Raw genomic sequence first — 26414 nt, 5'->3', positions numbered from 1 at the left:
GCGTCCCCCCCAAACGCGCGCGGAAGCGGAAAGGCCGCCGGATCCCCCCTCCGGCGGCCTTTCGTTTTTGAAATCCTGAAATTTGCGGTCAGTCGGTGATTTCGACCCAGACGGGTACGTGGTCGCTGGCCTTTTCCCGGCCGCGATATTCCCGGTCGATTCCGGTGGCGACCAGCCGGTCGGCCAGCGAAGGCGACAGCAGGGCATGGTCGATACGGAAACCGTGATCGCGTTGCCACGCGCCGGCCTGATAGTCCCAGAACGTCCACATGCCGCCGCGCGGATGGTGCAGGTCGATCGCATCGGTCCACCCGTCGTGCAGCAGACGGAAATAGGCATCGCGCGATTCTGGCTGCATCAGCGCGTCGGACGCCATCGCCTTGGGTGACCAGACGTCCTTGTCCTCGGGAATGACATTGTAGTCGCCGATGACGACCGCGGGGATTTCCTCGGCCAGAAGCTGGTTCATGCGCGTGCGCAGCCGCTTCATCCAGTTCAGTTTGTAGTCGAATTTCGGCCCCGGCACCGGATTGCCGTTGGGCAGGTAGATGCACACGACGCGCACGCCATTGACGTCCGCCTCGATATAACGGGAATGCGTGTCCTCGTCGTCGCCGGGAAGGCCGCGTAACACTTCGTGCGCCGGTTCCTCGCCGCGGCGCAGGATGGCGACGCCGTTGAAACCCTTTTGTCCGTGCCAGATCGCGCGATAACCGACTTCATGGAAGGCATCGCCGGGAAAGGTGTCGTCGCTCGACTTGATTTCCTGAAGGCAGGCGACGTCGGGTTTCGTCTCGTCCAGCCATTCCAGCAGGCGCGGCATGCGTGCCTTTACGCCGTTGATGTTGAAGCTGGCGATGCGCATTCAGGCCCCCTCGACCCGCAAGATCAGATCGAGAAGCTGGAGCCGCAGCCGCAGCCCGATGCCGCGTTGGGGTTCTGCACCTGAAACGATGCGCCGCCCAGCGATTCCACGAAATCCACCACGCTCCCGCGCACGAGATCGAGGCTTACCGGATCGACGACGAGCTTTACCCCGTCACGTTCGACCACGATGTCCTCGCCCTCTATCTCGCTCGCAAGATCGAAGCGGTACTGAAAGCCGGAGCAGCCGCCGCCTTCGACGGCTAGCCGCAATGCGGCGTCGCGTCCCGTCTTGGCGGCAATCGTCGCCACGCGGCTGGCGGCGGACGGGCTCAGGTCGATGGGTTGTTCCATGCCTGCCGAGATAGGATGCCCGGTGCGCGGGGGCAAGCCGCGCGATTGGGCCGATCAGACGCTGTGGATGTATTCGCGCATCGCCTGCGCCTCGGACTCGATCGAATCGATGCGCGATTTCACGAGGTCGCCGATGGAGACGAAATCGACCATCTTGCCATCGTCGACCACGGGCAGGTGGCGGATACGGCGGCGGGTCATCAGGGCCAGGGCCTGGTTTTCGGACGTGTCCGAGCTGACCGTCACGGCGGGCGACGTCATCACCTGCTCCATGTCGAGATCGAGCGCGGCCCCGCCATGCACATTGAGGCAGCGGATTACGTCGCGTTCGGAAAAGACGCCGATCACGCGGCCTTCGTCGTCGGTCACGGGCATGGCGCCGATTCTGCGTTCGGTGAGTAGTCCTACGGCTTCCCTGACTTTCGTCGCGGCCTTGCAGCTCACGATTTCGAATTCCCGTCCGGCAATGATCTTTGCAATGCTCATGGTCCGTATCTCCCGCCCTGGTCGCCGCCCGTCGCTGCGGCACTGCAACATCCATGGTGCCATAAGACCGACCGACTTGCCAGCGGGGCGCATGAGGTCCATGTGAAGGCCGTCATGACCCCTAGATCACCCCTCGACGATCCCGAAAACGCGGCCCACGCCTGGGCGCGCTATCGCTGGTTGATGAAGCTGATGTTCGGAATCACGAGCGTGACGGTCGTGATCTCGCTGGGCTTTCTCTACTGGCGCAACGGACTGGTATCGATCCACCTTTACATCGCGACCGCGCTGGGCGTGACGGCGGCGATGATGCTGATGGCCGCGCTCATGGGGCTGGTCTTCCTGTCCAGCGGTACGGGGCACGACGAAGCGATCGACGACCGGCTGGGCGATCAGGCGAAAGACGCCTGGGAAGAGCTCGACTAGGGTTTGGCGCCTGGTAAATTCGGAATGTCGAACGCCAAGACCCGGATCATGTACATCGAGGACAAGTCCGAAGGGCTCAATGGGCCCGCGCGCATTGGTCGGGTGACCTTTTCGAAGTCTGGACGGTCGCTGCGTTATCGTGGGCGGACATTTCTAAGGGTGGGGTCTGGCTACAAATACAACCATGTTGCCGAAGATAATGGCGACAGGTTCTGGATTTCCGGTCCACGCAAAGACGGTGCCGATCGGCTTTACGCCAGCGCCCTACCTGTCGAAATCGACGCTGACGTCGAATCCGAATATTGGCGAGATATCAGGGGCATTGGCCAGCCTGCCTGACAACGCCGACTATCCCTGAGGCACAGTCAGGCCCTGAGGCACAGTCAGGCGATATTCCTCGACCGGCTCTCCGCCGATCAGGTGCTTCTGGATGATCTCTTCCAGCACCTCGGGGCTGCACGAATGGTACCAGACGCCTTCGGGATAGACGACGGCAAGCGGCCCGGCGACGCACAGGCGCAGGCAGTTGGCCTTGGTCCGCATGACACCGCCCGCCCGGTCGAGACCGAGTTCGGCAAGCCGCTTTTTCAGATAGTCCCACGATTTCAGCCCCGCCTTTTTCGGGCAGCACTTGGGCTTGGTCTGATCGGCACAGAGAAAGATGTGGCGGGAAAATTCCTCGCCCCCGCCCATCACGGCCAGTTCGGCACGTGCGCGTTCGATAACCGCCGGTCCTGCGACCTTTGCCATGGTGTCAACGCCGTCCGGTGATACGGGCGATCTCGTCCTGGACCATACGCTCGATGATGGTCTGCAGGTTGGCATCGAGCCAGTCCTTCAGCATCGGGCGAAGCATTTCCTTCACCATGTCTTCGAGCGGGTTGTCCGCCGCCTTCGCCTTGGGTGCGGAGGCCGACAGGTTGTCGAGCGCGGAAAGCTGGGCGCGCACGGCCGCGGCGGCGGCACCGGCCAGAAGGCCTTCGCCTTCCGAGGCGGGGGCTGCTGTCGCCTCGGGCCTTGGCGCTTCTTCGGGCGTTGGCGCAGCGGGCGGTGTTTCGGCTTCGGGCTCTTCCTCGCCTACGCTCTCTTCCCCGGCGCCAAAGTCGTCGCCGTCCTCTGGCGTGATCAGCGTCGAAAGCGTCAGTGGTTCATCATCCGCCTCGCCGTCCTGCCACGGGGCGGCCGATTCGTAACGGTGGACCTGGAATCCGGCGGGCAGGGACACGGTTTCATCCGGCGCAACGGCTTCGGGTTCTGACGGTGCTTCGCCATCGGGAAGCGCGGCCAGATCATAGACTTCTTCCGAATCGGCAGGCGCATTGGCCGCGGACGGAACGGCCGTGGGCCGGGTAAAGGCATCGCGCCGCGCGAAGGGATTGTTGCCGAAACCGGGCGCAGAGCCCGAACGAGCCTCGCCCTGGGCCCCTTCGTCCTCGCGGGAAATGACCTGTTTGATCGACCGAAGAATATCCTCGACCGACGGTTCCCCTTCCTTGTTCACTCGCCGCTCCTGTCCGGGAGCCGGGCCACGACCCGACCCATCACTGCTTCGGAATGTCTGCGTCTTGCGCCGGTGTGTCAACGGTGCGGGTAGAGACCGGTTCGGGGTCGGGTTCAAAGCGCCAGTCGAAGATCGCGCCCTTCACGCTGTCGTAGTGGACCAGCGGGTCGTAAAGCGGGCCGACGTCGAGATTGAGGTCTTCCGCCTCGGCCATGCCCATCGCGGCCAGCAGGCTGAAACCGGCGACATAGGCGTTGCGTTGCGCCGTCACCAGCTGGACCTGCGCCGCCAGCAGTTCGCGTTCGGCATCGAGAATGTCGAGGATCGTGCGATTGCCGACGGTGTTTTCCGCGCGCACGCCCTCGAGGCTGAGCGAGGCGGCCGAAACGGCGGTCGTCGTCGCCTGGATCACTTCGTTCGCGGCCAGCCACGCCGAATAGGCGGCTCGGGTCTGGGCGATGACGTCGCGTTCGATCGCGATTTCGGTTTCCATCATCGATTGCGCGCGGGCTTGGGCCTGGCGTTCGAGCGCGGCGGGAAAACCGCCCTGGAAGATCGGCACCGTCAGGCGGGCACCGGCCTGCGCCGTCGTTTCCGTCTGTTCGATATCGCGGGCATTGCCGCCCAGCGTGCCGAAATAATCGGTATAGCCGCCGCTGGTGAACAGTTCGACGCGCGGCAGGCGGGTGGAGCCAGCCACTTCGATGTCATAGCGCGAAGCCTCGCTACGCTCCCGCGCGGCGATGAGGTCGGGATTGTTGGCCAGCGCCACGTCGACCGCCTGTTCCGGGCTCGACGGCAAGCCGGGCAGAGGCGGCGGGGGCTGCAGGTTGACCGGCGCCTTGCCGACCAACTGGATATAGCGTTCGCGGCTGCCGATCAGGTTCGACTGCGCGGTCAGAAGGTCGCTCTGCGCCAGGGCGAGGCGCGAATCGGATTGCGCCACGTCGGTGCGGGTCAGGTCGCCGATTTCGAAACGGTCGCGCGTCGCCTGGAGGTTCACGCCCAGCGTATCGACGTTCTGGCGGTTCAGCTGGACCACCGCACTATCGCGGATCACGTCCATGTAGGCGGCGACGACCCGGCTGAAGACGCCCGATTCGGTGGCCTTCAGGTCTGCGCGTCCGGCCTGCACCCGTTGCTTTGCCGCGCGGATCGAATTCTTCACCCCACCGCCGGAATAGACCGGCACGGACAGTTCGACACCGGCATTGAGGAAGCGGCTGGGCGAATTGAAGCTGTTGTCGTTCTGCTTCAGGACCTCGGTATACTGTGCATTGCCGCCAATGCTGGGCAAGCCGTCCGATTTTTCGATCGGCACGTTTTCGTCCGTCGCGCGCAAGTCCGCGCGGGCGGCCTGGATCGTCGGGTTGGTCTGATAGGCGAGCGCGAGAGCTTCTTCGAGCGTGTCGGCCATCGCCGATCCCGGAAAGATCAGCGCGGCGCCGGCCAGGAGCGCGGCACCCGTACGACCCTTCATCAGAAGCTCCAGCCCTTCGGCGCGGCGAAATCGGCGAGGACCGGCATCGAGATGTCGGCGACATCGTCGAGAACGGCCGAATTGCCGACGCGGCGGCCCACGGCGATGCGGGTCACGCCGCGCGACACCGTACCGGTGACCAAGCGGCCGTCTTCGGCCATCTGCTTCGCGATTGCGGCGGGGATTTCCTCGGCCGCGCCGTCGATGATGACGAGATCGTAGGGAGCACCCTTCTTCCAGCCAGAGGCGAGATCGCCGCTGTGCCAATTACCGGCCTTCACCGCGGCCATCGCGGAAAGCGCATCATCGCTTTCCACCACGTCGAGCGATGCGACGAGCGGGGCAAGGACAGCGGCCAGGTAACCCGAACCGCCGCCGATCAGCAGGACCTTGTCGGTCGCGGCCGGCTTCGCCTCGAGCAGGAGCCGTGCCTGGCCGAGCGGCGCGGTCATGACGCGGCCGCCGCCAAGCGGGATCTGGCGGTCGTTGTAAGCGACGGCGCGGGCCGAAGCGGGGACGAAATCTTCGCGCGGCACGCGGGCAAAGGCATCAAGCAGGTAAGGCTCGTTGATGCCGCTGGTCCGCAGCTGGCTGTCGATCATCGCGCGGCGGGCGCGGGCAAAATCACCGGTCTGGGCGGTCGGAGCGGCAGCACTGGCCATCGCGTCATGCACTCTCTTGTTGCAGCAGCCCGAAAATGCGGACTGTCCTAGTCAGGTAACACACTTGCCCCGAAACGACCGTGGCCGTCAAGGTGCGAGTCCGCTTGGCGCCCTACGCCATCGAAGCCCCGACGCCAAGAGGCACCGGCTTGCAGGGGCCACGCATCCTGCCGCGACCCCTCCTTTTGTCTGGTCCGAACGGCATTGCCACTGCGACAGATCGCTCCTAAGTCGCCTTTCGTAACGACTGGCATGCAGCGAAAGAGGTGGGTTTTACATGTCCGACATGGTGGTGATCGAGGAACAGGACCTCATCGACAGCGTCGCCGACGCCCTGCAGTACATCAGTTTCTATCACCCGATGGACTACATCAAGGCGCTGGGCGAAGCGTACGAGGCCGAACTGAACCCGGCCGCCAAGGACGCGATCGCCCAGATCCTGACCAACAGCCGCATGTGCGCCGAAGGGCACCGCCCGATCTGCCAGGACACCGGCATCGTCAACGTTTTCGTCAAGTGGGGCCAGAACTGCCGCCTCGGTTCGAAGCTGTCCTTGCAGGAAGTCGTCGATGAAGGCGTGCGCAAGGGTTACAACAATCCCGACAACAAGCTGCGCGCATCGGTCCTGGCCGATCCCGCCTTTACCCGCCGCAACACCCGCGACAACACGCCCTGCGTGCTGAACGTCGAAATGGTCCCCGGCGACACGGTTTCGATCGACGTCGCGGCCAAGGGCGGCGGCAGCGAGGCCAAGTCCAAGTTCAAGATGATGAACCCGTCCGACAACATCGTCGACTGGGTGCTGGAAATGATTCCGCAGATGGGCGCGGGCTGGTGCCCGCCGGGCATGCTGGGCATCGGTATCGGCGGTACGGCCGAAGAATGCGTGAAGCTGGCCAAGAAAAGCCTGATGGACCCGATCGACATGGGCCAGTTGAAGGAACGCGGCCCGCAAAGCGACATCGAAAAGCTGCGCATCGAGATTTTCGACAAGGTCAACGCCATGGGCGTGGGCGCACAGGGTCTTGGCGGGCTTGCCACCGTCCTCGACGTGAAGATCTACGACTGGCCGTGCCACGCGGCGAACAAGCCAGTGGCGATGATCCCCAATTGCGCGGCAACGCGCCACGCGCACTTCACGCTGGACGGCAGCGGCCCGACGTTCCTGCCGCTGCCTGACCTCGACGCATGGCCCAAGGTCCACTGGGAACCCGATGCCTCGGCGAAAAAGGTCGATCTCGACAAGCTGACGCCGGAGGAAGTGCAGAGCTGGAAGCACGGCGACCGACTGCTGCTTTCAGGTCACATGCTGACCGGCCGCGACGCCGCGCACAAGCGTATCGCCGATATGCTTGCCAAGGGCGAGGAACTGCCCGTCGATTTCAAGGGCCGCGCGATCTATTACGTCGGACCGGTCGATCCGGTCGTCGGCGAAGTCGTCGGACCCGCAGGGCCCACCACCGCGACCCGCATGGACAAGTTCACCGAACAGATGCTGGAGCTTGGCCTTCTCGCCATGATCGGCAAGGCCGAACGCGGGCAGGGCGCGACCGAAGTGATCGCCCGGCACAAGGTTGCCTACCTGATGGCGGTCGGCGGCGCGGCATACCTCGTCGCTCGCGCGATCAAGGAAGCCAAGGTCGTCGCATTCGAAGATCTCGGCATGGAAGCGATCTACGAATTCAGGGTGGAAGACATGCCCGTCACCGTCGCGGTCGATAGCGAGGGCAAGAACGTCCACACGCTGGCCCCGGCGGTCTGGCGTGAGAAGATCGCCCGGGAACATCTGCTTCCTTCGACCTGAGGGCGCAAGTTCACGACTACAGTTGTGAACGTTCGACAAACGGCCGACTCGTCTCGACGGGGGCGAGTCCGGCCCTCTGGCGCATGGCGCGCGCGCCGCGTAACACGGTGCTTGTGAAACATTACGAAGACACTGGGCCCGAACCGCACCCCCATGCGGCCGTAGGGCTGCCGACCGTTCTGATCTCGATGGTCATCCTGTGGGCCGTCTACTTCGCGCTGGCGACGGCGCGCGGTGTCGTCCTGGGTTTCGACATGCAGATGGAAATGCTGTCGCGCAGGGTCGTCGTCAGCATTGCGGGCGTTGCCGTCACGGTTCTCTTGTGGCTGCTGCTGCGCGGGTTCGACCGGCGCGGACTGGGCCTGCGCATCGTGGTCGCCATCGTCGCGGCGGCACCGGCCTCGCTCCTCCTCGCCTTCATCAATCAGCAGGCCTTTGCCGAGATCGAGGAACGGACTGCGAAACGGATCGGTGACGAACAAGGCATCTCGATCCGCCGGGACGAGGCGGGCAACCTGTTGGTCGACGTACCCGACATTCCCGCCCCGCCCGAAGCACCGGTCCCGCCAATGCCGCCGGACAGCGAAATGCCGGACCCCGCCCCCGTGCCGGACCCGCCCGCCGTTCCGGAAGATCAGGCCGCATCGCAGACCGTGATCGCCGCGCCGGGTCCGCAAAAACTACTCTGGCAGCAACTGACCGACATCGCGCTGGGCCGCTATTACCTGCTGCTGTCGTGGTGTGCGATCTACATCGCGCTGGGACAGGCGGTGCAGGCCCGCGTCGCCGAACGGCGCGAAGGCGAATATCGCCGTGCGGCCAAGGCGGCAGAGCTGAAATCGCTGCGTTACCAGGTCAATCCGCATTTCCTGTTCAACACGCTCAATTCGTTGTCCGCGCTGGTAATGACCAACCGGAACGATCAGGCCGAGACGATGATCCAGATGATCAGCCGGTTCTATCGCCGCTCGCTTTCGGGCGATCCGACGCATGACGTCGCGCTGGAAGAGGAGATCGAGCTGCAGCGCACATACCTGCAGATCGAGGCCGTGCGCTTTCCCGACCGGCTGGTCGCCGAGATCGACGTGCCGCCCGAACTTGCCAAGGCGCGTATTCCGGGCATGATCCTGCAGCCGCTGATCGAAAATTCGGTCCGCTATGGCGTGGCACCGGTTAATCGGCCCGTCACGATCCGGCTGGCAGCAATGGAAGAGTACGAGCGGCTGGTCGTCACTGTCACCGACGATGGCCCCGGCGCCTCCAACGACGAGTCCGGCGGCTTCGGCATCGGCCTTGCCAATGTGCGAGACAGGTTGAAGGCGCGGTTCGGCAAGGAGGCAAGCGTTGTCAGCGGCCCCGGTGAAGAGGGGTGGCGCACTATTATCAGGATGCCGCTCAGGTTCGGCGGCGAGGAGGACTGAACGACATGTCCGGGGGGACGCACGATCAGACAACGGTCGCCAGACACGACAATGAGACGCTTTCGACACTGATCGTCGACGACGAGCCTTTGGCGGTGGAGCGGATGCAGGTCATCTGCTCCCGCATCCCCGCCTTGCGCATCGTGGGCACCGCCGGCGACGGTGCGGCCGCGCTGCGCATGATAGAGGCTTTGACGCCCGATCTCGTCCTGCTCGACATGACGATGCCGCAAGTGGACGGGCTGTCCGTCGCGCGCCGGATTGCCGAAACCGTGCCCGACATGGCGCAGCGTCCGGCCGTCGTCTTCGTCACCGCACACGACAGCTTCGCGGTCGAGGCGTTCGACCTCGACGCCGTGGACTATGTCTTGAAGCCGGTTGCGACCGACAGGCTGGAACGCGCCATCGACCGCGCTTTCCATCGCCGCGCCGCGGGACAGGCCGCTGCCCCGGCAGAAACCGCACCCAGCCCCTGGATCGAGGAATTCTGGGTGCCGCACCGGTCGGAACTGCTGCGCATTTCGGTCGACGACGTCTGCCGCATCGATGCCGAGCGCGATTACGTGCGGCTGCATGTGGGAGAGGCAAGCCATCTCCTGCTGGAAACGATCGGATCTTTGGACGAGCGGCTGGACCCGGAACGGTTCATCCGGGTCCACCGGTCCACGATCCTTGCCCGCCAGTTCATCACCGGCCTGCGCCACGAAGGGCTGGGCGTCTGGTGTGCCGAAATCGCGCGGGGCGAACCCGTTCGCATCGGGCGCACGCACCTGAAGGCCGTAAAGGCGATGGCCGGACGCTGATCGCGCCGGCCACTTCCGCATCTCGCAAGAACGAAAAAATGCCGCAGGAAGGGGGACTGATCCTTCCTGCGGCAGGTTGACCTCGAAGGGACTACATTTCCTTCTGAGGGTAACTTGTCCCCGGACCGGGGGACTGATCCGGTCCGGGGTGGGACGGCTGCGGGATCAGCCGCCGTAACGGATATCTTCGGCGCGCTTGGCCATTTCGATACGGCCCTGCTTCATCGCGGCGGCATAACAGTCGCTTGCGGCGCGGCGGTGGGCAAAGCTCTTGGTGGTCTCGACCTTGCAGATGTTGCGAGCGGCGCGGGCGATCCGGCGGTCCATTTCGGCCTGGCCTTCCTGCGTCGTCAGGTCGACGTCGTGGAACGACACTTCGGTGCTTTCGGTCACGACCTCGTTGGCGAACGCCGCATTCGAAGCGGCAAGCAGTCCAAGGGCGGCGGCTGCGGTCAGAACGGTCTTCATATCTTGTCTCCTCAAGTATGTTGCGGCGTTGTGCTGCAGTGCCGCTTCGTCATTCTGTGTAGACAAGGGCGAACCGTCGGGCATTCGTCCCTCTGCAAGGGCGGCTGGCGGGTCGATAAACTTCGTTCATGCCGGACGAACGACATATTCGGGCTGGACGAACGACTTCATGCGAAAAACAACAGTCATGCGCCGATGTGGGCCGGAGTGTAAAAAAGTGCCCGCGAATCGCGGTTACATGGGTAGAATGTTCGCCTGATGCTCTTGCTTGCCTTCATCCTCGGCGTCGGGAATTTCGCGATGCACAAGGCCGTGCTGGAAAGCGGTCACCCCCTGCTGGGCGAAATGCCGTGGTTCGTGCACATGCTGTCGGGGCGGTTTTCCATCGCGGTGGAATTCGTGATGCTGCTGGCGGCGATGCTGATGGGTGTGAACGGCTATCCCCAGGCGATCTGGGCCTACTTCGCCTATACCGTGGCGAACGGCGTCGCGGCCTGGCTCATCATCTCGCGCCGGGTCTAAACGGGAACCGCGCGCGGTTTCACGCTTTTTTCCGAACATGAACCACGCGCGCAAGACATGGCTGGTCATCAATCCCGACAGCGGCAGTTATGACGATGCGGCGTTCGAAGCGCTTCAGCATTGTTGCGGTAAGAACGGGATCGATGTCGACAAGGTCATCCGCTTTCCCGAAGACGACCTGCCGACCGCATCCGAACTGGATGCAGCGGGCATAGAATTCGTCACCATCTATACCGGCGACGGCACGATCAACGCGCTGGTTACCGGCCTTTACGGCTGGGGCGGGGCGGTGCTGGTCTTGCCGGGCGGGACGATGAATCTGCTGTCGATCCGGCTGCACGGCGATGTGGAGCCGGACGTGATCGTATCGCGTTTCTGCGCGAACAGCGCGCAGCGCCAGCGACCCCATGTCATCCGCTGCAAGGACGGCGATGCGCTTGCGGGCATGATGGCGGGCCCTGCCTGCGTGTGGAGCGAGGTGCGAGAGGCGATGCGCCATTTCGACGTCGTCGGCATGGCGGGCAGTGCGGCCGATGCCGTTCGGGAATCGACCGACGGGCCGATGGTGCGCATCACCCGGCCTGAAATCGGCCGGGAGGACGGCTATCCGCTGGTCCTGATGTCCCCCGAAGACGGCAAGATGACGGTCGACGCCTATCGGGCCGAAACGCTAGGGGAATATGCGCAGCAGGGGATCGCCCTTTTGAAACGCGATTTTCGCGAAGGCCCGCACGATGAACTGGGGGAACTGGACGAAATGACCATCACGGCCTGCGAAGGCGAAAGGCTCGACGTTCTCGTCGATGGCGAACCGGGCGACCTCGACAGCGAGGCCACGTTCCGCGTCGTCCCTTGCGAAGTCGACCTCGTGGTGACGCGTGGCTGAGGAACGCCTGCTTTTTCACTTGAGCGACATTCATTTCGGGCTCGAGGACCAGCGCGCGCTGGACTGGGTCGTGGCCGAGATAGCCGAACGCCGTCCCGACGCCGTGGCGATCACCGGCGACCTGACGATGCGTGCTCGCCATCACGAATTCACCGCAGCCTGCGAATGGATTAGCGCGCTGGACGTGCCGGTCACGGTCGAAATCGGCAATCACGACATGCCCTATTTCAACCCGATAGAGCGGTTCTTCGATCCCTATCGCCGGTTCCGCTCGATCGAAGGCGTGGTGGAGAAGGAAATCGACCTGCCGGGCGCGGCCATCGTGCCGCTCAAGACCGCGGCTAGGGCGCAATGGCGGCTGAACTGGTCGAAAGGCTGGATCACGGGTGCGGCGCTGAAAGAGTGCCTCGACAGCATCGACGCGCTGCCGGTGGGTGTGCGGCCCATCGTCGCGTGTCACCATCCGCTGGTCGAAGTGGGTACGCACGGCACCGCGCTGACCCGCGGCGGCAACAACGCGCTGGCCGAACTGGCGAAGCGCAATGTGCTGGCCGTCCTTTCGGGCCACGTGCACGATGCCTTCGATCTCGTGCAGGATACGCCCAACGGCAAGGTCCGCATGATCGGGGCGGGCACCCTGTCACAGCGGCTGCGATCTTCGCCACCCAGCTTCAACGAACTGCACTTGTCGGATGCGGGGCTGAAAGTCGTGGTGCGCAACCTGGAACAGGTGCCGAGCGAGGACATGATGATCCCTGATGTCCCCGAAGACGCCCTGCCGCCGCGCAAGCCGGGCGAACCGGTCGCCCCGGTCGGCCGCATTCCGGCAGAAGATCCGCCGGTTCACTGACTTCACGACTTGAGAAGGCAAAGAAAAAGGCCCGCAGGGACGATCCCGGCGGGCCTTTTCGTGTTCGCTTGCGCGGCGCTTACTGCGCGACGGCGGTGCCCTCTTCGGCGACCGGCGTCTGCGTTTCGCCATCTGCGGCATCTGCGCCGCCGGGAGTGGCCGAGACGGCGGGTTCTGCCGCGGTGTCGACCAGGCCGTCGGCCGCTTCATCGTCAGCCGGCGCTTCCGGGGTCGGAAGCGGCAGGTTCGAACCCTGTGCATTGAGATAGGCCAGGATGTTGGCGCGATCTTCCGGCTTCGACAGGCCGGCGAAGCTCATCTTCGTGCCCGGTGCGAAAGCCTTGGGACTGGCGAGCCAGGCGTCCATGTTTTCGAACGTCCAGGTGCCGCCGTGATCGGCCAGCGCCGACGAGAAGGCGAAGCCAGCCTTGCCGTGGCCGATTTCCTCACCCATCGTGGCGTAGAGGTTCGGACCGATGCCGTTTGCGCCGCCCTGATTGATCGTGTGGCATGCCGTGCACTTGGCAAAGATCTTTTCGCCCGCTGCCGGATCGGCCGTTGCGAGCAGGGCCGCAAGGGTCGGCCCTTCGGCGCCGCCTTCTTCCTCGGCCGCCTGAATGACGTAGCCTTCGGTTTCGGGCGCGTGCGAAGAAATCACGCGGCTGCTGATGCTCGAAAGGCCGAGTGCGACGACTCCGCCGAAAAGAACCCAGCCGGCAATGGTGTTGAACTTGTCATCCATTTGGAAAAACCCGTCGAGCGTGTCCCTGATCGCCCCCCGGACGGGGGGTTTGCGCGCCGCTCTAGTTGCACGAACCGGCTTGCGCAAGTCTCATTTGGGGCCGAATTGCTGCTATGCGGCAGGAATAGCGATTACGCGCACGCGCACGCACGGGCTTGGCAGGAGCCTTGCGCGCGCCTAACGCGCTTGCCGCCATGCACAGCTATCCCGCACCAGCCCTCGCCCTTGCCGAGGAACTCAACCGCGCCGCGCTTGCGGATCGAACCCGTGCCATGTCCTTTCAGGGCGCGCCGGGCGCCAATTCGCACATTGCCGCGCTGCGCTACGATGCCGGTTGCCTGCCGATGCCATGCTGGTCCTTTGCCGACGCGATCGATGCCGTGCGCGAAGGGCGGGCCGATCGGGCGATCATCCCGATCGAGAACAGCCACAACGGGCGCGTGGCCGATATCCATTTCCTGCTGCCCGAATCGGGTCTGTCGATTACGGGCGAACATTTCATGCCGATCCGCCACACGCTGATGGCGACGGGGCCGGGGCCGTTCGCCGCCGCGGTCAGCCACCCGCAGGCATTGGGGCAGTGCCGCCACTGGCTGCGCGAAAACGGTATCGTCCCGATGGAATATGCCGACACCGCCGCTGCCGCCGCCAAAGTGGCAGAGGACCAGGATCCCTCGCTTGCCGCGATCGCCCCGCCGCTGGCGGCAGAGCTCTATGACCTCATGGTGATCCGGGAATCGATCGAGGACAATTCGAACAACACCACGCGTTTCGTGGTGCTGGCCCGCGCGCCGCTGGACCCGGCGGAGATCGAGGGGCCGGCGATGACGACGTTCGTCTTTGAAGTGCGCAACATTCCCGCCGCGCTTTACAAGGCGCTTGGCGGGTTCGCGACCAACGGGGTCAACATGACGAAGCTGGAATCCTATCAGGACGGGGCCAGCTTTGCCGCGACGCGCTTCTACTGCGACATCGTGGGCAAGCCGGGCGATCCGGCCATCGATCTCGCGCTGGAGGAGCTGGGTTTCTATTCAAAGAACCTGCGCGTTCTGGGCTGTTATCCGCAAGGGTTGATCCGCGACTGATCGTGCCTGTTGCGCTTTCGGCCAAGTGCCGGAAAAGTGGCGGTTATCGACACCGGAAACCCCATCGCATGCCCTTGGCGATTGCGTCGGGCGGCCGGGACGGGCATGGGGCCTTTGGCAGTGTACGGACACGACGGATTGTTACCAATGGACGAACGGGCCTGACCGCATGACCGCGATTACCTACCGCGATGCCTTGCCCGAAGACCGCGACTCGCTTGTCGCGCTGGGCCGTGCCAGTTTCGATGCGGCTTTCGGCCATCTTTACAAGGCCGAAGACCTCGCCAGCTTTCTCCATTCCGCTCATTCGCCCGAAAAGGTCGCCAGGCAGATCGCCGACCGCCGCGTCGCCTATCGCCTGGCCGAAAAGGGCGACAAGCTGGTCGGCTATTGCAAGCTGGTCGAAGGCGCACAGTTCGGTGACCATGGCGATGCCCGCCGGCCTATCGCGCTGTCGCAGCTCTATACCGATCCGCGTTATACCGGGCGCGGCATCGGGTCCGCGTTGATGGAATGGGCCATGACAGAGGCGCGCAGCCGCCGGGCCGATGCGATCCAGCTGTCGGTCTGGGCCGAAAACCACGATGCGCAGCGGTTCTACGCGCGCCATGGTTTTGCAAAGATCGCCGACATCGAATTCTGGGTCGGCAATCACCGCGATGACGAACTGCTCTACGAACGAAAGCTCGAGAAGGTCACAGCCGCTTGATCGCAAAGTGGGTGCAGGTCGCCTCCTGCGGGCGGATCTGCGGCGCATAGCAGACTTCGGCCTCGCGCAGTTCGCCGGGCTGCATCGCCTGAAACACGATCAGCACGCGGCGGTTTTCGCCCCCGTCCAGTTCGGGCATGGCATCGGGCAACACGCGCACGCCGTTCACCGGCGCATCGCTACCCGGCGCGGCCACGCGCACGGTGAAACGGCGGGCCGCGGTATCGGTGTTTTCCATGTCGATCCACAGCGACTCCATCGAACTCGTCGTTTCCCTCGACACGACGTCCCCATCGCCGTCCGAAAACTCGATTGTCGGAATCACCGCGATCGCCAGCACCACCATGGGAATGGCGAGCAGTTCCTTTATTTGCCCATTTTCCTTCTACCCCACACGGGCAAAAGGATTGGCAGAGCCGGATGAATCCTGCGGAGGAGCGAGGCTAGGTATTGGCCCCTAAGCGCCGGGCGAGAGGGTCAGAACCACTTCCAGCGCCAGAACAGCGCAAATTGCATGACCAGGATCGCACCGCACAGCGCGACGACTTCCCAGAACGCATTGGGGTCGCTTTCCCCCGGCATGCCGCCGACGTTGATGCCCAGAAGGCCGGTCAGAAAGCCCAGCGGCAGGAACACGGCGGCAACAATGGTCAGAAGGTAGCTGGTGCGTTCCGATCTTGCCGCGGCGCGCGCGCGGATTTCGTCCTGCAGAACGACGGCGCTTTCCTTGGAAATGTCGATATCGTCGAGATAACGGGACAGCCGGTCGATGGTCTCGGCGATTTCGCGCCGGTCGTGTTCCTCGAACCATTCCGGTGCTTCGCGGCTGATTCGCTCGAACGCCTCGTGCTGGGGGCTCATGTGGCGTTTGAGGGCGAGGCAGTTGCGCCGGATCGACGTGATCTTTTCCAGAACCTCTTCGGTATCGCCGTCCAGTTCGGCGTCTTCCAGCGCGTCGATATGTTCGTTCATGTCGATGATCGAACGGCTCATCCGGGCGATCATGTGCTCGGTCAGCGATGTGATCAGCGCGCCGGCATCGCTCGGCCCGCGGCCCATGTCGATTTCGCGCAATGTGTCGCGCGGGGTTTGCAGGGGGTGGCGGCGCAGTGTGATGACGCGCTTGCCGTCGCTCCACAACTGCATCGAGACCATGTCCTCGGGCTCTGCATTGGGGTTGAAGTTGATGCCGCGCAGCGTCGCGACCAGCGTATCGCCTTCGCGAAAGGCGCGGGGGCGGGTCTCGTCCGATACCAGCAGTTCGGCGGTCGGTTCGGGGACCGCGTATGTCGCCTCAAGCCAGTGCTGAATGCCGGGCTGGTTGCGGCAAAGATGCATCCAGATCACTTCGGCATTGTCACCGGGCGACCATTCGCGCGCCTCGGCCCAGGTAACCGGCCTGCCGCCGCCCTTGCCGTCCAGCACGCGGCCGAACAAAAGGGCTTCGTCGCCCGCCACATCGTCGTTCAGCAGGATGTCGTCGGAATTCGGGTGGTCTGGAAGTCGCGTGGATGTCATGGCGGATATCTATGCCGGTTGTCGGAGCAATTTCATACTGCCCTGAAAAACTGCTAGGGAAATCCCTATTTGGCTATCAAGGCGCATGGAACGGGCGGTACAGATCGTTCGTTCCAAATGTCCGGACACGAAATTCAGGAAGACGATCCAGCATATGAACGCGATCCGCCCTTGGCGCACGATCGAGCGACGCAAGAGCCGGCAGATCATGGTCGGCAAGGTCCCCGTGGGCGGCGATGCCCCGATCACCGTGCAGACGATGACCAACACGCCGACCGAGGACGTGGCCGCCACGATCGACCAGATCCGCCGCTGCGAGGATGCGGGCGCGGACATCATCCGCGTGTCCTGCCCGACCGAGGAATCGACCGCGAACTTCGACCAGATCACGCGGGCTTCGCAGATCCCGGTCGTTGCCGACATCCACTTCCACTACAAGCGCGCGCTTGAGGCTGCCGACAAGGGCGCGGCGTGCCTGCGCATCAATCCCGGCAATATCGGGTCGAGCGAGCGGGTGGCCGAAGTCGTCCGTGCCGCCAAGGCCAACGGCTGCGCGATCCGCATCGGCGTGAACGCCGGTTCGCTTGAGAAGGACTTGCTGGAAAAATACGGCGAGCCTTGTCCCGAGGCGCTGGTCGAATCCGCGCTCGACCATATCAAGCTGCTGCAGGATCACGATTTCCACGAATACAAGGTGGCGGTGAAGGCCAGCGACGTCTTCCTGGCCGTCGCGGCCTATCAGGGCCTGGCCGATGCGGTGGATTGCCCGCTGCACCTTGGCATTACCGAGGCTGGCGGGTTGATCGGCGGGACGGTGAAATCCTCCATCGGCATCGGCAACCTGCTGTGGGCAGGCATCGGCGACACGATCCGCGTATCGCTTTCGGCAGAGCCTGAACAGGAAGTGCGTGTCGGGTTCGAAATCCTCAAGTCGCTGGGCCTGCGCACCCGCGGCGTTCGCGTCGTGTCCTGCCCGTCCTGCGCGCGGCAGGGTTTCGACGTGATCCGCACTGTCCAGACGCTGGAAGAGCGGCTTCAGCATATCAAGGTGCCGCTGTCGCTGTCCGTATTGGGCTGCGTCGTCAACGGTCCGGGCGAAGCGCGCGAGACCGACATCGGCATCACCGGCGGCGGCAATGGCAAGCACATGGTCTACCTGTCGGGCGTGACCGATCATCACGTGCAGTCGGGCGACATGCTCGACCATATCGTCGAACTGGTCGAGAAAAAGGCCGCCGAGATCGAGTCCGACATGTCCGATGCGGGACAGGCCGACCCGAGCCCCGAACCGGCGGAATAGGCGAAAAACACCGAAAATTTACGCTATCTTCAACCCTGCGGCGCAGGCTGCGGGGTATGAAGATCGGCGGAATACTTGCAATCGGCGCTTCGTTGTGTGCCCTTGGCGCGATAATGCCGGAAAAATTCGGCAGCCCCGACACCGGGGTGGAGCCGCAGCCTGCCGCCTTGTCCAGCGACATGCAGAATTCCCAGCCGGGCAGCACCGATTACCTGTCGGGCGAAATGGTGCTGCAGCGTCAGTCCGACGGCCATTTCTATGCCACCCCGTCGGTCAACGGCGTTCAGATCAACTCGCTGGTCGATACGGGCGCCAGCGTGATCGCGCTGACCGCCGATGATGCCTACGCGATCGGTATCACATGGCATCCGTCCGAACTCTCGGTAATCGGGCGCGGGGCCAGTGGCGACGTCGTGGGTGTTGCGGTCCACCTCGACCGCGTGGAACTGGGTGGTTTCGACGTGCGCGACGTCGATGCCGTGGTCATTCCCGAAGGGTTGCACATAACCTTGCTGGGTCAGAGCTTCCTGTCGCGCATACCCAATGTCGCGATTGCCGATGAAAGAATGAGCCTGTCCGACTACTAGGCGCGGCGAATCCGTCCTTTGATTAAGTGCATGGCAAGCTGATTCGTGGTAAATACGGGTGGCTATGAAGGACAGGACAAGCAGGCGATCAATTCTGAAGGGCGCAATCGCGGCAGGCGCAGGCCTTGCGCTGCCGACACGCGTTTTTGCGCAGGCGAGCGCGTTGACCCCGCGTGATCGTGCCATCCTCGACATCGCGAAGCGCGAGATGGACCGCGCCGGCAATGCCATCTGGCGCAAGGATATCGCCGGAATCGCCGATTTCGGCGTCCATTCGGCGATCCCGCGCTTTCATTTTGCCAATGTCGAAACCGGCAAGGTGCAAAGCTTCCTCGTCAGCCACGGCCAGGGTTCGGACCCCGAACACGACGGCTGGCTCAACGATTTCTCAAACACCCCCGGATCGAACGCGACCAGCAAGGGGTCCTACGTCACTTACGAGTGGTATAAGGGAAAGTACGGCACCTCGGTCCGTCTTGGCGGGCTGGACCAGACCAATTCGAACGCCTTGCCGCGCTATATCGTGATGCACGCCGCCGAATATGCTCGCGCCTCGCACATTGATAAATGGGGCAAGCTGGGCCGGTCGAACGGCTGCTTCGCGATGAGCCCCGAAGACTTCAACCAGGCGCTCTGGCACCTGTCAGGCGGCCGCCTGCTCTATGCGGACAAGCTGGGACTGGGCTGAAGGCCTGCTTTCGGGATTGATTTTGTGAGCGGGCTTTGACTGCTTTTCGGTTGGAAAGCTGACATTGCGTTACCGGCGCGAGGGCCGTAGCTATCGGAGATGGATGACGGAAAGCCCGATTGGGACGAGGACTTTGCAAAGAACCTGATGGGAGCCGTCGTGCTGGTAGGCATCACGCGGATAACTTCCGATGGCGAGACCCAAGAACAGTTCTATGGAACGGTCGAAAGAGCAGATGCCGAGGGCATCGACATTCGCCTTGCGGGATCGAGGTCTGGAGAAAGCTTCTTTCTCCCCCCGGATCCAAGAGCTTTCTTCCCGGCAGAGCCAAGTTCTTATCGGCTTCTTGAAACAGGGGAAGTAGTCGAAAATCCCGATTACACTTCCACATGGACAATCGAGGCAAAGGACGATTGAGGCTAAGGTCCGCAATCGGGTCGCTAGTTAGCACAGCGGGCTTGAACACCTGTGACCGCAGCTTGCCAATCACTCCAAGAGGCAGGATCACCCGGCATTTGGTTCGACCACACGTCGCGACTTAGATCTGATAATAGGACCGCAATGTCCTCCGATGACTGGCCTCTCATCTCCCAATATCTGGTGAGGAACGACACCATAGCGTCGTAAGCTTCCAGTTCGCTCAGAGTGCGAGGTTTGTCAGGCGGAAAGTCAGTCATATCCGCATAATACGTGCATATCCTTGATGTCCGCAATGGGGTCGTTCGCTGACAGGCAGGTTTTGGTCGCAACTATGGTGAAGCTGCCAGTCGGCTTTCGGGCGGTGCGGTTACTGTTCGCTGCGTCCGACAATGGGGTGGGAAGCTGCTTCTGTTTGTCCGCTACTCATCGCCTTTCTCAAGCGGGAAAATCCCCGCCTCCATGAGCAATGCATCTGTTGCAAGATACGCGTCGTCGAACCGGTGAAAGAACCGAGCCTCGAAATCATCCGCGACCGGGCATGACTCGACACTTCGGTCGAAAAATCCTTGAACTGCGTTCCGCACCTCTGCCAGTCGCTCCTCGGCAGTCGAACCAAACGCCATGATCGCCTGTGTGCCATGCATTTCGACCGGCTGCGCCGCATCACAGGCTGGTGCGACGGTTTCCATGAGCAAAGGAGACGCGTAGATAGACGGCTCCTTTGCGACATAAACCGCCACAATAACCCCATCGAGATCTCTAACCATCGCGGCGTGGTAGTCAGGATGAGAACCGACGAACCACTCATCCGATTGGGCATTAGCGGCGTTAGGGGCCGCTAAAAGCCCGCAAACGGCGATCATTGCGTATAACAGCCTCATCGGCCAATCCCCTTTCGTCAGCAAGATGAAGCTCTTGCGGCATTGCTATGCGCAATGCCTAATGTCCGCAACGGGTCGGTAACCGACGTTAACGGACATCAAGATGATCGGCGAGACCGACCACCGCGCTCGCAAAGCTCTCCTTGAAATAATGGGCGATCTCGCCGACCTCTATTGCTTCGTCATCCGATGTAGGCTCGAAGCGGACACGATCTCCATCACGCCCGCCCTTCACTTGGCTGCCACCCAAAACGTGATCTGACTGGCTTTCGATACCCAGAAAACTAATCACAGCATCATCGGTCGATTCACCGCCTGCCACGATCCATAGGTCCAAAATTTTGCGGCAGGCTAGGATCAACGCAGCTGGTTGAAGCTCCTCATTTGCAATTCGCCGCTGCAACTTGCTGACTACTTCCTGCAACTCAGCATAGGCCGCATCACGTTGGGGCTGATTGATCGACATGACCGGGAGATTAGCCGCAGAGCTAAGGTCTGCAACGGGTCGTTAGCCGACAGTCAGCTTAGCGCGTCAGCGATCCCTAAACCGGCTGAAAATCCAGACCGATGTCGGCGGCAGGTGCGCTTTGGGTGAGGCGGCCGACCGAGACGTAATTCACGCCCGTCGCCGCGATCGGGCCGATGGTGTCGAGATTGACCCCGCCCGACGCTTCTGCGGGAACGCGCCCGTCGATCAGGGCCACGGCCTTGCGCAGCGTGTCCGGTCCCATGTTGTCGAGCAGGAGATGGGTCGCGCCAGCCTTAAGCGCAGGTTCGATCTGGTCGATCCGGTCGACCTCGCAGATGATGTTCTCGACCCCGGCACGGACGGCGCGGGTCACGGCTTCGCCGACGGAGCCGGCGACCGCGACGTGGTTGTCCTTGATCATCGCCGCATCCCACAGACCCATGCGGTGGTTCTGCGCCCCGCCCATGCGGGTGGCGTATTTTTCGAGGTGGCGCAGGCCCGGAATGGTCTTGCGCGTATCCAGCAGCGTCGCGTGGCCATCCATCGCGGCAACATAAGTCGCGGTAATTGTCGCGATACCCGACAGGTGCTGCACCGTATTGAGCGCGCTCCGCTCTGCCGTCAGCAGCGCGCGGGCGTTGCCCGACAGGCGCATGAGGTCGGTTCCGGCGTCGACAGCCTCTCCGTCCGCGATAAGGACTTCGACCGAACAGGTGGGATCGAGCGCGCGGAAAAAGGCCGCGGCAATCGGCAGGCCCGCCACGGTGATCGCGTCCCGGCTGTCCATCACGCCCGAAAAGCGTGCGCCTGCGGGGATCACGCTTCCGCTCGTCACGTCATGCCCGCCCCCCGGCAAGCCCTCGCCAAGATCCTCCGCAAGCGTTTCGCGGATAAAGCGGTCAAGGTCGAAGCCGGGAAGCGAGAAAGTCATGGAGTGCCTTTGTAGGGAACGAACTTTGAGGTCGGCGCAAATATCGGGGCGCGAAGCGACACCCGCAAGCGCGAATGCGCGTCCGAGCTTATGCGAGGAAGCCAAGCGGGCCGGATGGCCCGCGCCCGGCGTTTGAGGGCGCCCGCCCCGAAGGGCGGGCCAATAAAATCAATGCACGAAACGGGCCACTACGTCGCGGTAGCTGCGGCTTACTTTCACCTCGGCACCCGAATCCAGCACAAGGAAGCATTCGCCGTTGGTGTGCGGCTTTACCTGGCGGACCTGGTTGAGGTTGACGATGGTGGAGCGGTGCACGCGCTGAAACGCGCGCGGGTCGAGGCGGCGTTCGAGGTCCTTCATCGTTTCGCGCAGGACCAGCGAGTTTTCTCCGGTCGAGATCACCATGTAGTCGCCCGCAGCCTCGATATGTTCGATCGTGTCGACGTCGACGCGGAAAATCTGGCCGCGGTCCTTCACGTTCAGCATCTTTTCGTACCGCGATTCGGCGCCGATATCCTCGTCCTGCATCTGGTCCATCGCATCGGGCGCGACTTCGGCCAGGACGTTCTTGAGCTTCTCGACCTCTTCAAGCCCCTTGCGCTCGCTGATGCGGGTGCGGGCGCGTTCGATGGCGTCGGCCAGGCGGTCTTCTTCCACCGGCTTCATCAGGTAGTCGACCGCATTCGCCTCGAACGCCTTCAAGGCATGTTCGGAATAGGCCGTCACGAAGATGAACAGTGGCGGATCGACGTCCATCACGCCTTTCACCACGGAAAAGCCGTCGAAACCGGGCATCTGGATGTCGAGGAAGACCAGATCGGGCTTCTCGGTCTTGATCGCGCGGATCGCCTCGCGCCCGTTGGCGCAAGTGGCGATGACTTCGATGTCGGAGAACGGCTCGAGCCGGACCTGGAGGCCCTGAATGGCGAGCTTTTCGTCGTCGACCAGAATTGTTCGCAGAGTCATGGGAATTGGAATCCTGTCACGTGTTTGACGGTAAACGGGTAGCGGACGACAAGGTTTCAGCGATCCGGCGAGAGATGGCGGACGCCCCTGCGCCCTTGGTGCCTTCAAACGCCTCGTCTTCCTCGTCAGGTTCGGTGTCGAACGGAATTTCGATGATTACGGTAAAGCCGTCCTGTGGCCGTGATACGATGTCGAAGCGCTGGTCCTCGCCATAGGCCTGCGACAGTCTTTCGCGGATGTTGGCGAGGCCGACACCGGTCGAGCGCATGCCTTCGCCGTGCGCCACGCCGATGACGTCGTCGGGCCGCTTGCCGCGAGGGATGCCGGGGCCGGTATCGGACACGCTGATGCGCAGCATGTCGGAAATGCGTTCGGCCTTCACGGTGATTTCCGCGCCCGCTTCCTGCGTGCTGACCGCGTACTTGATCGCGTTTTCGACCAGCGGCTGCAGCAGGAGCGAAGGCAGGTACGCACCCGCTACGCCGGGCGCGATGTCGAACCGGGTGCGCAGCCGTTCCTCAAACCGCATGCGTTCGATGTCGAGGTAGAGTTTCAACGTGTCGATTTCCTGCGACACCGTGACACGCCCCGTCGGCTGGTTGACGAGGGTGTAGCGCAGGAAGCTGGAAAGCCGCGACAGCATCGCGTTCGCAGGTTCGGTCTGTTTCAAAAGGACCAGCGTCGAGATCGAGTTCAGCGTGTTGAACAGGAAGTGCGGATTGAGCTGATAGCGCAGCATGGCAAGCTGCGCGCTCGTCGCCTGGTTCTCCAGCGCGAGCAGGCGGTCGTTCGCTTCTTCGACCTGAAGGTAGAAATTGATCGCGTAATAGAGCGCAGACCATGCGCCCAGCAGCGTGAGGTCGAGGTAGAACACGCCGAGGAACAGCTGCGCGAAATTGGATTCGGCGCTGGGGCGGTAGAGTGAGATCACCCAGCTGTCGATGAAGGCATAGACACCGACGGCCGTCGCCAGGACGATCGCGGTAACGCCCCATGTCACGATGGCGCGGCGGTTCATCAGGTGGCGATAGATGACCGAGAGCACGAGACTGAGCGAGAAGCCGGTGACGGTGGCCAGGAAGACCAGCAGCAGGAACGAGAACGGCTGCGCATTGGCGAGGCTGGACATCGCGCGCAGGACCATCGCCCCGCCCCAGCCCAGCGCCTGAAGGCGCCAGAATGCGCGGTTCTTGTCGGCAAAGAAGGGTACGGGGGCGACGGGAAGAACGGACATGCCTGATTGATAGCGCAATCGCGGCTTGCGCGACAGCACCCCAGCGGGCCCAAGAATTGACCATGGCTTGCGCCCGGCGGGTATCATGGACCCTTGTTGGCGATCATAGGGACGGGCGTGAAGCAGCGCGGCCTGTCATAAACGCCGGACCGCGCTGCCGATCGGGTGAAGCGAGCGGCTTAGCCGCCCTTGCCGGACAATGCGCTGGAAAGTGCGGCCTTGCCGACTGCCCCTTGCAGCATCTGGTCCTGCGTCACCCAGGCGGGCGTGCCGTCGAACTGTAGCTGGTTGGCAAAGGCGCGGTTGGCCTCGATCTCGGCGGCGACGGCGTTGCTGGCGGCGGCCTTCTGCGCCATGGCCAGGTCGAGCCCGGCCTGACGGGCGGCCTTTTCGATGTTTTCGGGCGTCGGCTTGCCGATTTCGTACATCGCCCGGTGGAATTCCTCGTACTTGCCCTGATGTGCGGCGGCGAGCGCCATCTTGGCGGCATCGACGCTGCCCTGCGACAGGATCGGGAATTCGCGGATCACGACTTTGAGGTCGGGGTCCTCGGCGATCAGTTCGTCCACGGCCTCAACCGACTTGCGGCAGAACCCGCAGGCATAGTCGCTGAATTCGACGAGGACCTTGGTGCCCTTCGGATTGCCGAGATAGGCGCCCGGATAGGGCGTGAACAGATCCTGCTGGATCCCGGCCATCGCCTCTTCGGCCTGCTTTTCGCGCAGGCGTTCGACCACTTCGGGCAGGATTTCGGGGTTTTCGAGCAGGTAGTTGCGGACCAGCGCCTCGATCGCGGCGCGTTCGTCGGCGTCGAAACCGGCGGCGCGGACCGCGGCATCGGCCTCGTCCTCGGGCGATGCGCCGCGGGCGTTGACCACCCAGATGGCGGCAGCGGCGGCAAGGACGATCGCGATGATCGCGGCCGTAAGGCGGTATGGCTTTGCAGAAAGGTTCATGAGGATGGTTTTACCTGCGCTTTTCCTGCTGTTCAATGATCGCCCGCGCTTCGAGCTTGATATCCTGTGCGCGCAGCCAGTCGACGGTCTCTGCCGGAAGCCCCGCCTCGGCGGCAGTGGCGTTCTGAAGGGCCGAACGGGCCCGCCCGGTCAACATCTGCTGTTCGGCGCTGGCAAGGCGGGCGCGGGGCGTGTCGCCGCGTTCGCCGTAGATGCGGCCCAGAAGGTACCACGCGGTCGGGTTGTAGCGGTCCCGCGCGACTGCGGTGCGCAGGATCTGCTCCGCCTCTTCATAGTGGCTGCGATCCTCTGTCGCGATGAGGGCATGGCCGAACATCGTGGCGATCAGCGGTTCGGTGCCCGAAAGCTCGACCGCGCGGCGCAGCGGTTCCAGCGCCTCTGCCGGCTTGCCCGATTCGAGCAGGACCTGCCCCTTCAGTTCGAGGAAATAGGGATTGTCGGGCTCTGCCGCGATCAGCGCGTCGATCTCGTTCACGGACTGGCCGATCAGCGCTTCCTTGTTGCGGGCGAAGGCGCGGGCATAGTGTGCGGGAATCGACGTGTCGGTTTCAGGATAGGCGACGAGCGTGGCCTTGGGCTCTGCCTGATAGCCGTAAAGCTTGGCCTTCACGCGGCGAAAACGCTCCTCGATCCGGGGGTCGGAGGGCATGTTCCACGCCGGGTCCTTTTCATAGACCGCGGTCAGCGTCTCGATACGGTCGCGCGAGAGGGGGTGGGTGCGAAAGAAAGTGTCTTCCTCTTTCGCGAAATATCCGGCCCGGCGCTCAAGCGTTTGCAGCTTTTGGAAAAACTCCAGCGAGCCGCGGCCCGAAAGGCCCGCGCCCGAAAGATATTGCGCGCCTGCAAGGTCGGCGGCCGATTCCTGCCCGCGGGTAAAGGCCAGGAACTTGCCCATTGCCGCCTGTTGCCCGGCGGCGATCACGCCCATTGCCGCCTCTCCACCGCCTGCGACGGCAGCCGCCGCGCCCAGCAGGAGCGAGATGATCGAGATGTTGCTGGCGGCCTTCGCGCCTTGCGAGAAATTGATGACGTGCCCGCCGGTGATGTGGCCCAGTTCGTGCGCGATGACGCCCTGGACCTGCAGCGCGGTATCCGCTTCGTTGATGAGGCCCGAATGGATGTAGATCGCCTGTCCGCCCGCGACGAAGGCGTTAACCGACGGTTCGTCGAGCAGGACAATGTCGACGTTATTGGGCTCAAGCCCGGCGGCCGCGATGATCGGCGCGCTCATGTCCTTGAGCAGGGCCTCGGTCTCTGCATCGCGCAGGACCGACTGCGCCAGCGCGGGGCGCGCGCCCAGAAGGACGAGCGCGAGGAGCATGGCGATATAGGCCAGCGGTCTGAACTGGGTTCTTTGCATCAATGCCTTGCATCCCGACG

At 63.3% G+C, this 26414-nt stretch carries 32 protein-coding genes; 14 read left to right on the top strand and 18 right to left on the bottom strand.

Annotated features, from left to right (window positions below; translation table 11 throughout):
- Positions 1 to 88 precede the first annotated feature (88 nt).
- The 3 genes from xth to FAX90_RS08890 are packed head-to-tail and all read right to left on the bottom strand — an operon-like array spanning position 89 to position 1704.
- A complete protein-coding gene (xth, locus tag FAX90_RS08900; protein WP_144097044.1) occupies positions 89 to 865 on the bottom strand; it encodes an exodeoxyribonuclease III in 777 nt (258 codons plus the stop codon).
- A 23-nt stretch (positions 866 to 888) separates the two neighbouring features.
- Positions 889 to 1218, bottom strand: coding sequence for an iron-sulfur cluster insertion protein ErpA (gene erpA, locus FAX90_RS08895; protein WP_144097043.1), 330 nt, complete (start codon positions 1216 to 1218; stop codon positions 889 to 891).
- A gap of 54 nt (positions 1219 to 1272) precedes the next feature.
- Positions 1273 to 1704, bottom strand: coding sequence for a CBS domain-containing protein (locus FAX90_RS08890; protein ID WP_144097042.1), 432 nt, complete (start codon positions 1702 to 1704; stop codon positions 1273 to 1275).
- A 114-nt stretch (positions 1705 to 1818) separates the two neighbouring features.
- Here FAX90_RS08890 and FAX90_RS08885 point away from each other — a divergent pair, with 114 nt between their 5' ends.
- Both FAX90_RS08885 and FAX90_RS08880 read left to right on the top strand, forming a co-directional pair.
- Positions 1819 to 2130 carry a hypothetical protein gene (locus FAX90_RS08885; protein WP_144097041.1) on the top strand — a complete coding sequence of 104 codons (312 nt, stop codon included), beginning with the start codon at positions 1819 to 1821 and terminating at the stop codon, positions 2128 to 2130.
- A 24-nt stretch (positions 2131 to 2154) separates the two neighbouring features.
- Positions 2155 to 2469: a 1-deoxy-D-xylulose-5-phosphate synthase gene (locus tag FAX90_RS08880; RefSeq protein WP_144097040.1), complete on the top strand. Its 315-nt coding sequence runs from the start codon at positions 2155 to 2157 to the stop codon at positions 2467 to 2469.
- Between the two features lie 9 nt (positions 2470 to 2478).
- Here FAX90_RS08880 and FAX90_RS08875 read toward each other — a convergent pair whose 3' ends face one another.
- From FAX90_RS08875 to FAX90_RS08860, 4 genes are read right to left on the bottom strand one after another with little or no spacing between them, the layout of a single operon-like run.
- Positions 2479 to 2880: a (2Fe-2S) ferredoxin domain-containing protein gene (locus FAX90_RS08875; RefSeq protein WP_420810969.1), complete on the bottom strand. Its 402-nt coding sequence runs from the start codon at positions 2878 to 2880 to the stop codon at positions 2479 to 2481.
- Between the two features lie 4 nt (positions 2881 to 2884).
- A complete protein-coding gene (locus FAX90_RS08870; protein ID WP_170234924.1) occupies positions 2885 to 3631 on the bottom strand; it encodes a DUF2497 domain-containing protein in 747 nt (248 codons plus the stop codon).
- A 40-nt stretch (positions 3632 to 3671) separates the two neighbouring features.
- A complete protein-coding gene (locus FAX90_RS08865) occupies positions 3672 to 5111 on the bottom strand; it encodes a TolC family outer membrane protein (protein WP_144097038.1) in 1440 nt (479 codons plus the stop codon).
- Positions 5111 to 5773, bottom strand: coding sequence for a protein-L-isoaspartate O-methyltransferase family protein (locus FAX90_RS08860; protein ID WP_240704813.1), 663 nt, complete (start codon positions 5771 to 5773; stop codon positions 5111 to 5113). The genes FAX90_RS08865 and FAX90_RS08860 overlap by 1 nt, the downstream gene beginning before the upstream one ends.
- Positions 5774 to 6050: 277 nt before the next feature.
- Here FAX90_RS08860 and FAX90_RS08855 point away from each other — a divergent pair, with 277 nt between their 5' ends.
- From FAX90_RS08855 to FAX90_RS08845, 3 genes are all read left to right on the top strand, one after another.
- On the top strand, positions 6051 to 7577 hold the full coding sequence (locus FAX90_RS08855; RefSeq protein WP_144097037.1) for a fumarate hydratase: 1527 nt from the start codon (positions 6051 to 6053) through the stop codon (positions 7575 to 7577).
- Positions 7578 to 7660: 83 nt separating this feature from the next.
- A complete protein-coding gene (locus FAX90_RS08850) occupies positions 7661 to 8998 on the top strand; it encodes a sensor histidine kinase (RefSeq protein WP_144097036.1) in 1338 nt (445 codons plus the stop codon).
- A gap of 5 nt (positions 8999 to 9003) precedes the next feature.
- Positions 9004 to 9801 (top strand): LytR/AlgR family response regulator transcription factor, encoded by a 798-nt coding sequence (locus FAX90_RS08845; protein ID WP_144097035.1) that lies wholly within the window; start codon positions 9004 to 9006, stop codon positions 9799 to 9801.
- Between the two features lie 165 nt (positions 9802 to 9966).
- On the opposite strand, the gene FAX90_RS08840 is transcribed toward FAX90_RS08845, so the two are convergent.
- Positions 9967 to 10269 (bottom strand): UrcA family protein, encoded by a 303-nt coding sequence (locus FAX90_RS08840; RefSeq protein ID WP_170234923.1) that lies wholly within the window; start codon positions 10267 to 10269, stop codon positions 9967 to 9969.
- Between the two features lie 258 nt (positions 10270 to 10527).
- On the opposite strand from FAX90_RS08840, the gene FAX90_RS08835 reads away from it, so the two are divergent.
- Genes FAX90_RS08835 through FAX90_RS08825 form a run of 3 tightly spaced genes read left to right on the top strand, consistent with a single transcriptional unit; the run spans position 10528 to position 12527 of the window.
- Positions 10528 to 10791 carry a hypothetical protein gene (locus FAX90_RS08835; protein ID WP_144097033.1) on the top strand — a complete coding sequence of 88 codons (264 nt, stop codon included), beginning with the start codon at positions 10528 to 10530 and terminating at the stop codon, positions 10789 to 10791.
- Between the two features lie 37 nt (positions 10792 to 10828).
- Positions 10829 to 11677, top strand: coding sequence for a diacylglycerol/lipid kinase family protein (locus tag FAX90_RS08830; RefSeq protein WP_144097032.1), 849 nt, complete (start codon positions 10829 to 10831; stop codon positions 11675 to 11677).
- Positions 11678 to 11696: 19 nt separating this feature from the next.
- A complete protein-coding gene (locus FAX90_RS08825) occupies positions 11697 to 12527 on the top strand; it encodes a metallophosphoesterase family protein (RefSeq protein WP_240704812.1) in 831 nt (276 codons plus the stop codon).
- 79 nt (positions 12528 to 12606) lie between these two features.
- On the opposite strand, the gene FAX90_RS08820 is transcribed toward FAX90_RS08825, so the two are convergent.
- Complete coding sequence (locus tag FAX90_RS08820) at positions 12607 to 13269, bottom strand: c-type cytochrome (RefSeq protein WP_144097030.1); 663 nt, start codon at positions 13267 to 13269, stop codon at positions 12607 to 12609.
- A 194-nt stretch (positions 13270 to 13463) separates the two neighbouring features.
- Here FAX90_RS08820 and FAX90_RS08815 point away from each other — a divergent pair, with 194 nt between their 5' ends.
- Together FAX90_RS08815 and FAX90_RS08810 are read left to right on the top strand one after the other, a co-directional pair.
- The gene (locus FAX90_RS08815; protein ID WP_144097375.1) at positions 13464 to 14354 is read left to right on the top strand and encodes a prephenate dehydratase; all 891 of its coding nucleotides are present in this window, start codon (positions 13464 to 13466) and stop codon (positions 14352 to 14354) included.
- A gap of 169 nt (positions 14355 to 14523) precedes the next feature.
- On the top strand, positions 14524 to 15063 hold the full coding sequence (locus FAX90_RS08810; protein ID WP_144097029.1) for a GNAT family N-acetyltransferase: 540 nt from the start codon (positions 14524 to 14526) through the stop codon (positions 15061 to 15063).
- On the opposite strand, the gene FAX90_RS08805 is transcribed toward FAX90_RS08810, so the two are convergent.
- Both FAX90_RS08805 and FAX90_RS08800 read right to left on the bottom strand, forming a co-directional pair.
- Positions 15050 to 15409, bottom strand: coding sequence for a hypothetical protein (locus FAX90_RS08805; RefSeq protein ID WP_144097028.1), 360 nt, complete (start codon positions 15407 to 15409; stop codon positions 15050 to 15052). The two genes, FAX90_RS08810 and FAX90_RS08805, sit on opposite strands and share 14 nt — an antisense overlap.
- Positions 15410 to 15540: 131 nt before the next feature.
- On the bottom strand, positions 15541 to 16581 hold the full coding sequence (locus FAX90_RS08800; RefSeq protein WP_144097027.1) for a zinc transporter ZntB: 1041 nt from the start codon (positions 16579 to 16581) through the stop codon (positions 15541 to 15543).
- 154 nt (positions 16582 to 16735) lie between these two features.
- On the opposite strand from FAX90_RS08800, the gene ispG reads away from it, so the two are divergent.
- The 4 genes from ispG to FAX90_RS08780 all read left to right on the top strand — a co-directional run bounded on the left by ispG (position 16736) and on the right by FAX90_RS08780 (position 19573).
- Positions 16736 to 17881 (top strand): flavodoxin-dependent (E)-4-hydroxy-3-methylbut-2-enyl-diphosphate synthase, encoded by a 1146-nt coding sequence (ispG, locus tag FAX90_RS08795; protein WP_144097026.1) that lies wholly within the window; start codon positions 16736 to 16738, stop codon positions 17879 to 17881.
- A gap of 113 nt (positions 17882 to 17994) precedes the next feature.
- Positions 17995 to 18468: a retropepsin-like aspartic protease family protein gene (locus tag FAX90_RS08790; protein ID WP_170234922.1), complete on the top strand. Its 474-nt coding sequence runs from the start codon at positions 17995 to 17997 to the stop codon at positions 18466 to 18468.
- 64 nt (positions 18469 to 18532) lie between these two features.
- Positions 18533 to 19156 carry a murein L,D-transpeptidase catalytic domain-containing protein gene (locus tag FAX90_RS08785; protein ID WP_144097024.1) on the top strand — a complete coding sequence of 208 codons (624 nt, stop codon included), beginning with the start codon at positions 18533 to 18535 and terminating at the stop codon, positions 19154 to 19156.
- Between the two features lie 99 nt (positions 19157 to 19255).
- Positions 19256 to 19573, top strand: coding sequence for a hypothetical protein (locus FAX90_RS08780; protein WP_144097023.1), 318 nt, complete (start codon positions 19256 to 19258; stop codon positions 19571 to 19573).
- Between the two features lie 422 nt (positions 19574 to 19995).
- Here FAX90_RS08780 and FAX90_RS08775 read toward each other — a convergent pair whose 3' ends face one another.
- The 7 genes from FAX90_RS08775 to FAX90_RS08745 form a co-directional block, all read right to left on the bottom strand.
- Positions 19996 to 20457 carry a hypothetical protein gene (locus FAX90_RS08775; protein WP_144097022.1) on the bottom strand — a complete coding sequence of 154 codons (462 nt, stop codon included), beginning with the start codon at positions 20455 to 20457 and terminating at the stop codon, positions 19996 to 19998.
- 88 nt (positions 20458 to 20545) lie between these two features.
- Positions 20546 to 20923, bottom strand: coding sequence for a hypothetical protein (locus FAX90_RS08770; protein ID WP_144097021.1), 378 nt, complete (start codon positions 20921 to 20923; stop codon positions 20546 to 20548).
- A gap of 76 nt (positions 20924 to 20999) precedes the next feature.
- A complete protein-coding gene (nadC, locus tag FAX90_RS08765; protein WP_144097020.1) occupies positions 21000 to 21857 on the bottom strand; it encodes a carboxylating nicotinate-nucleotide diphosphorylase in 858 nt (285 codons plus the stop codon).
- A 168-nt stretch (positions 21858 to 22025) separates the two neighbouring features.
- On the bottom strand, positions 22026 to 22823 hold the full coding sequence (locus FAX90_RS08760) for a LytR/AlgR family response regulator transcription factor (protein WP_144097019.1): 798 nt from the start codon (positions 22821 to 22823) through the stop codon (positions 22026 to 22028).
- Between the two features lie 16 nt (positions 22824 to 22839).
- The gene (locus tag FAX90_RS08755; protein WP_144097018.1) at positions 22840 to 24057 is read right to left on the bottom strand and encodes a sensor histidine kinase; all 1218 of its coding nucleotides are present in this window, start codon (positions 24055 to 24057) and stop codon (positions 22840 to 22842) included.
- A gap of 179 nt (positions 24058 to 24236) precedes the next feature.
- Positions 24237 to 25013, bottom strand: coding sequence for a DsbA family protein (locus FAX90_RS08750; RefSeq protein ID WP_144097017.1), 777 nt, complete (start codon positions 25011 to 25013; stop codon positions 24237 to 24239).
- Positions 25014 to 25023: 10 nt separating this feature from the next.
- On the bottom strand, positions 25024 to 26394 hold the full coding sequence (locus tag FAX90_RS08745) for a M48 family metalloprotease (RefSeq protein WP_144097016.1): 1371 nt from the start codon (positions 26392 to 26394) through the stop codon (positions 25024 to 25026).
- Between the last annotated feature and the right edge of the window lie 20 nt (positions 26395 to 26414).

It is taken from the genome of Croceicoccus sediminis (genome assembly GCF_007570835.1).
Classification (GTDB): domain Bacteria; phylum Pseudomonadota; class Alphaproteobacteria; order Sphingomonadales; family Sphingomonadaceae; genus Croceicoccus; species Croceicoccus sediminis.
Note: the sequence above shows the minus strand (reverse complement) of the source record. Positions and strands in the feature narration are given on the sequence as shown.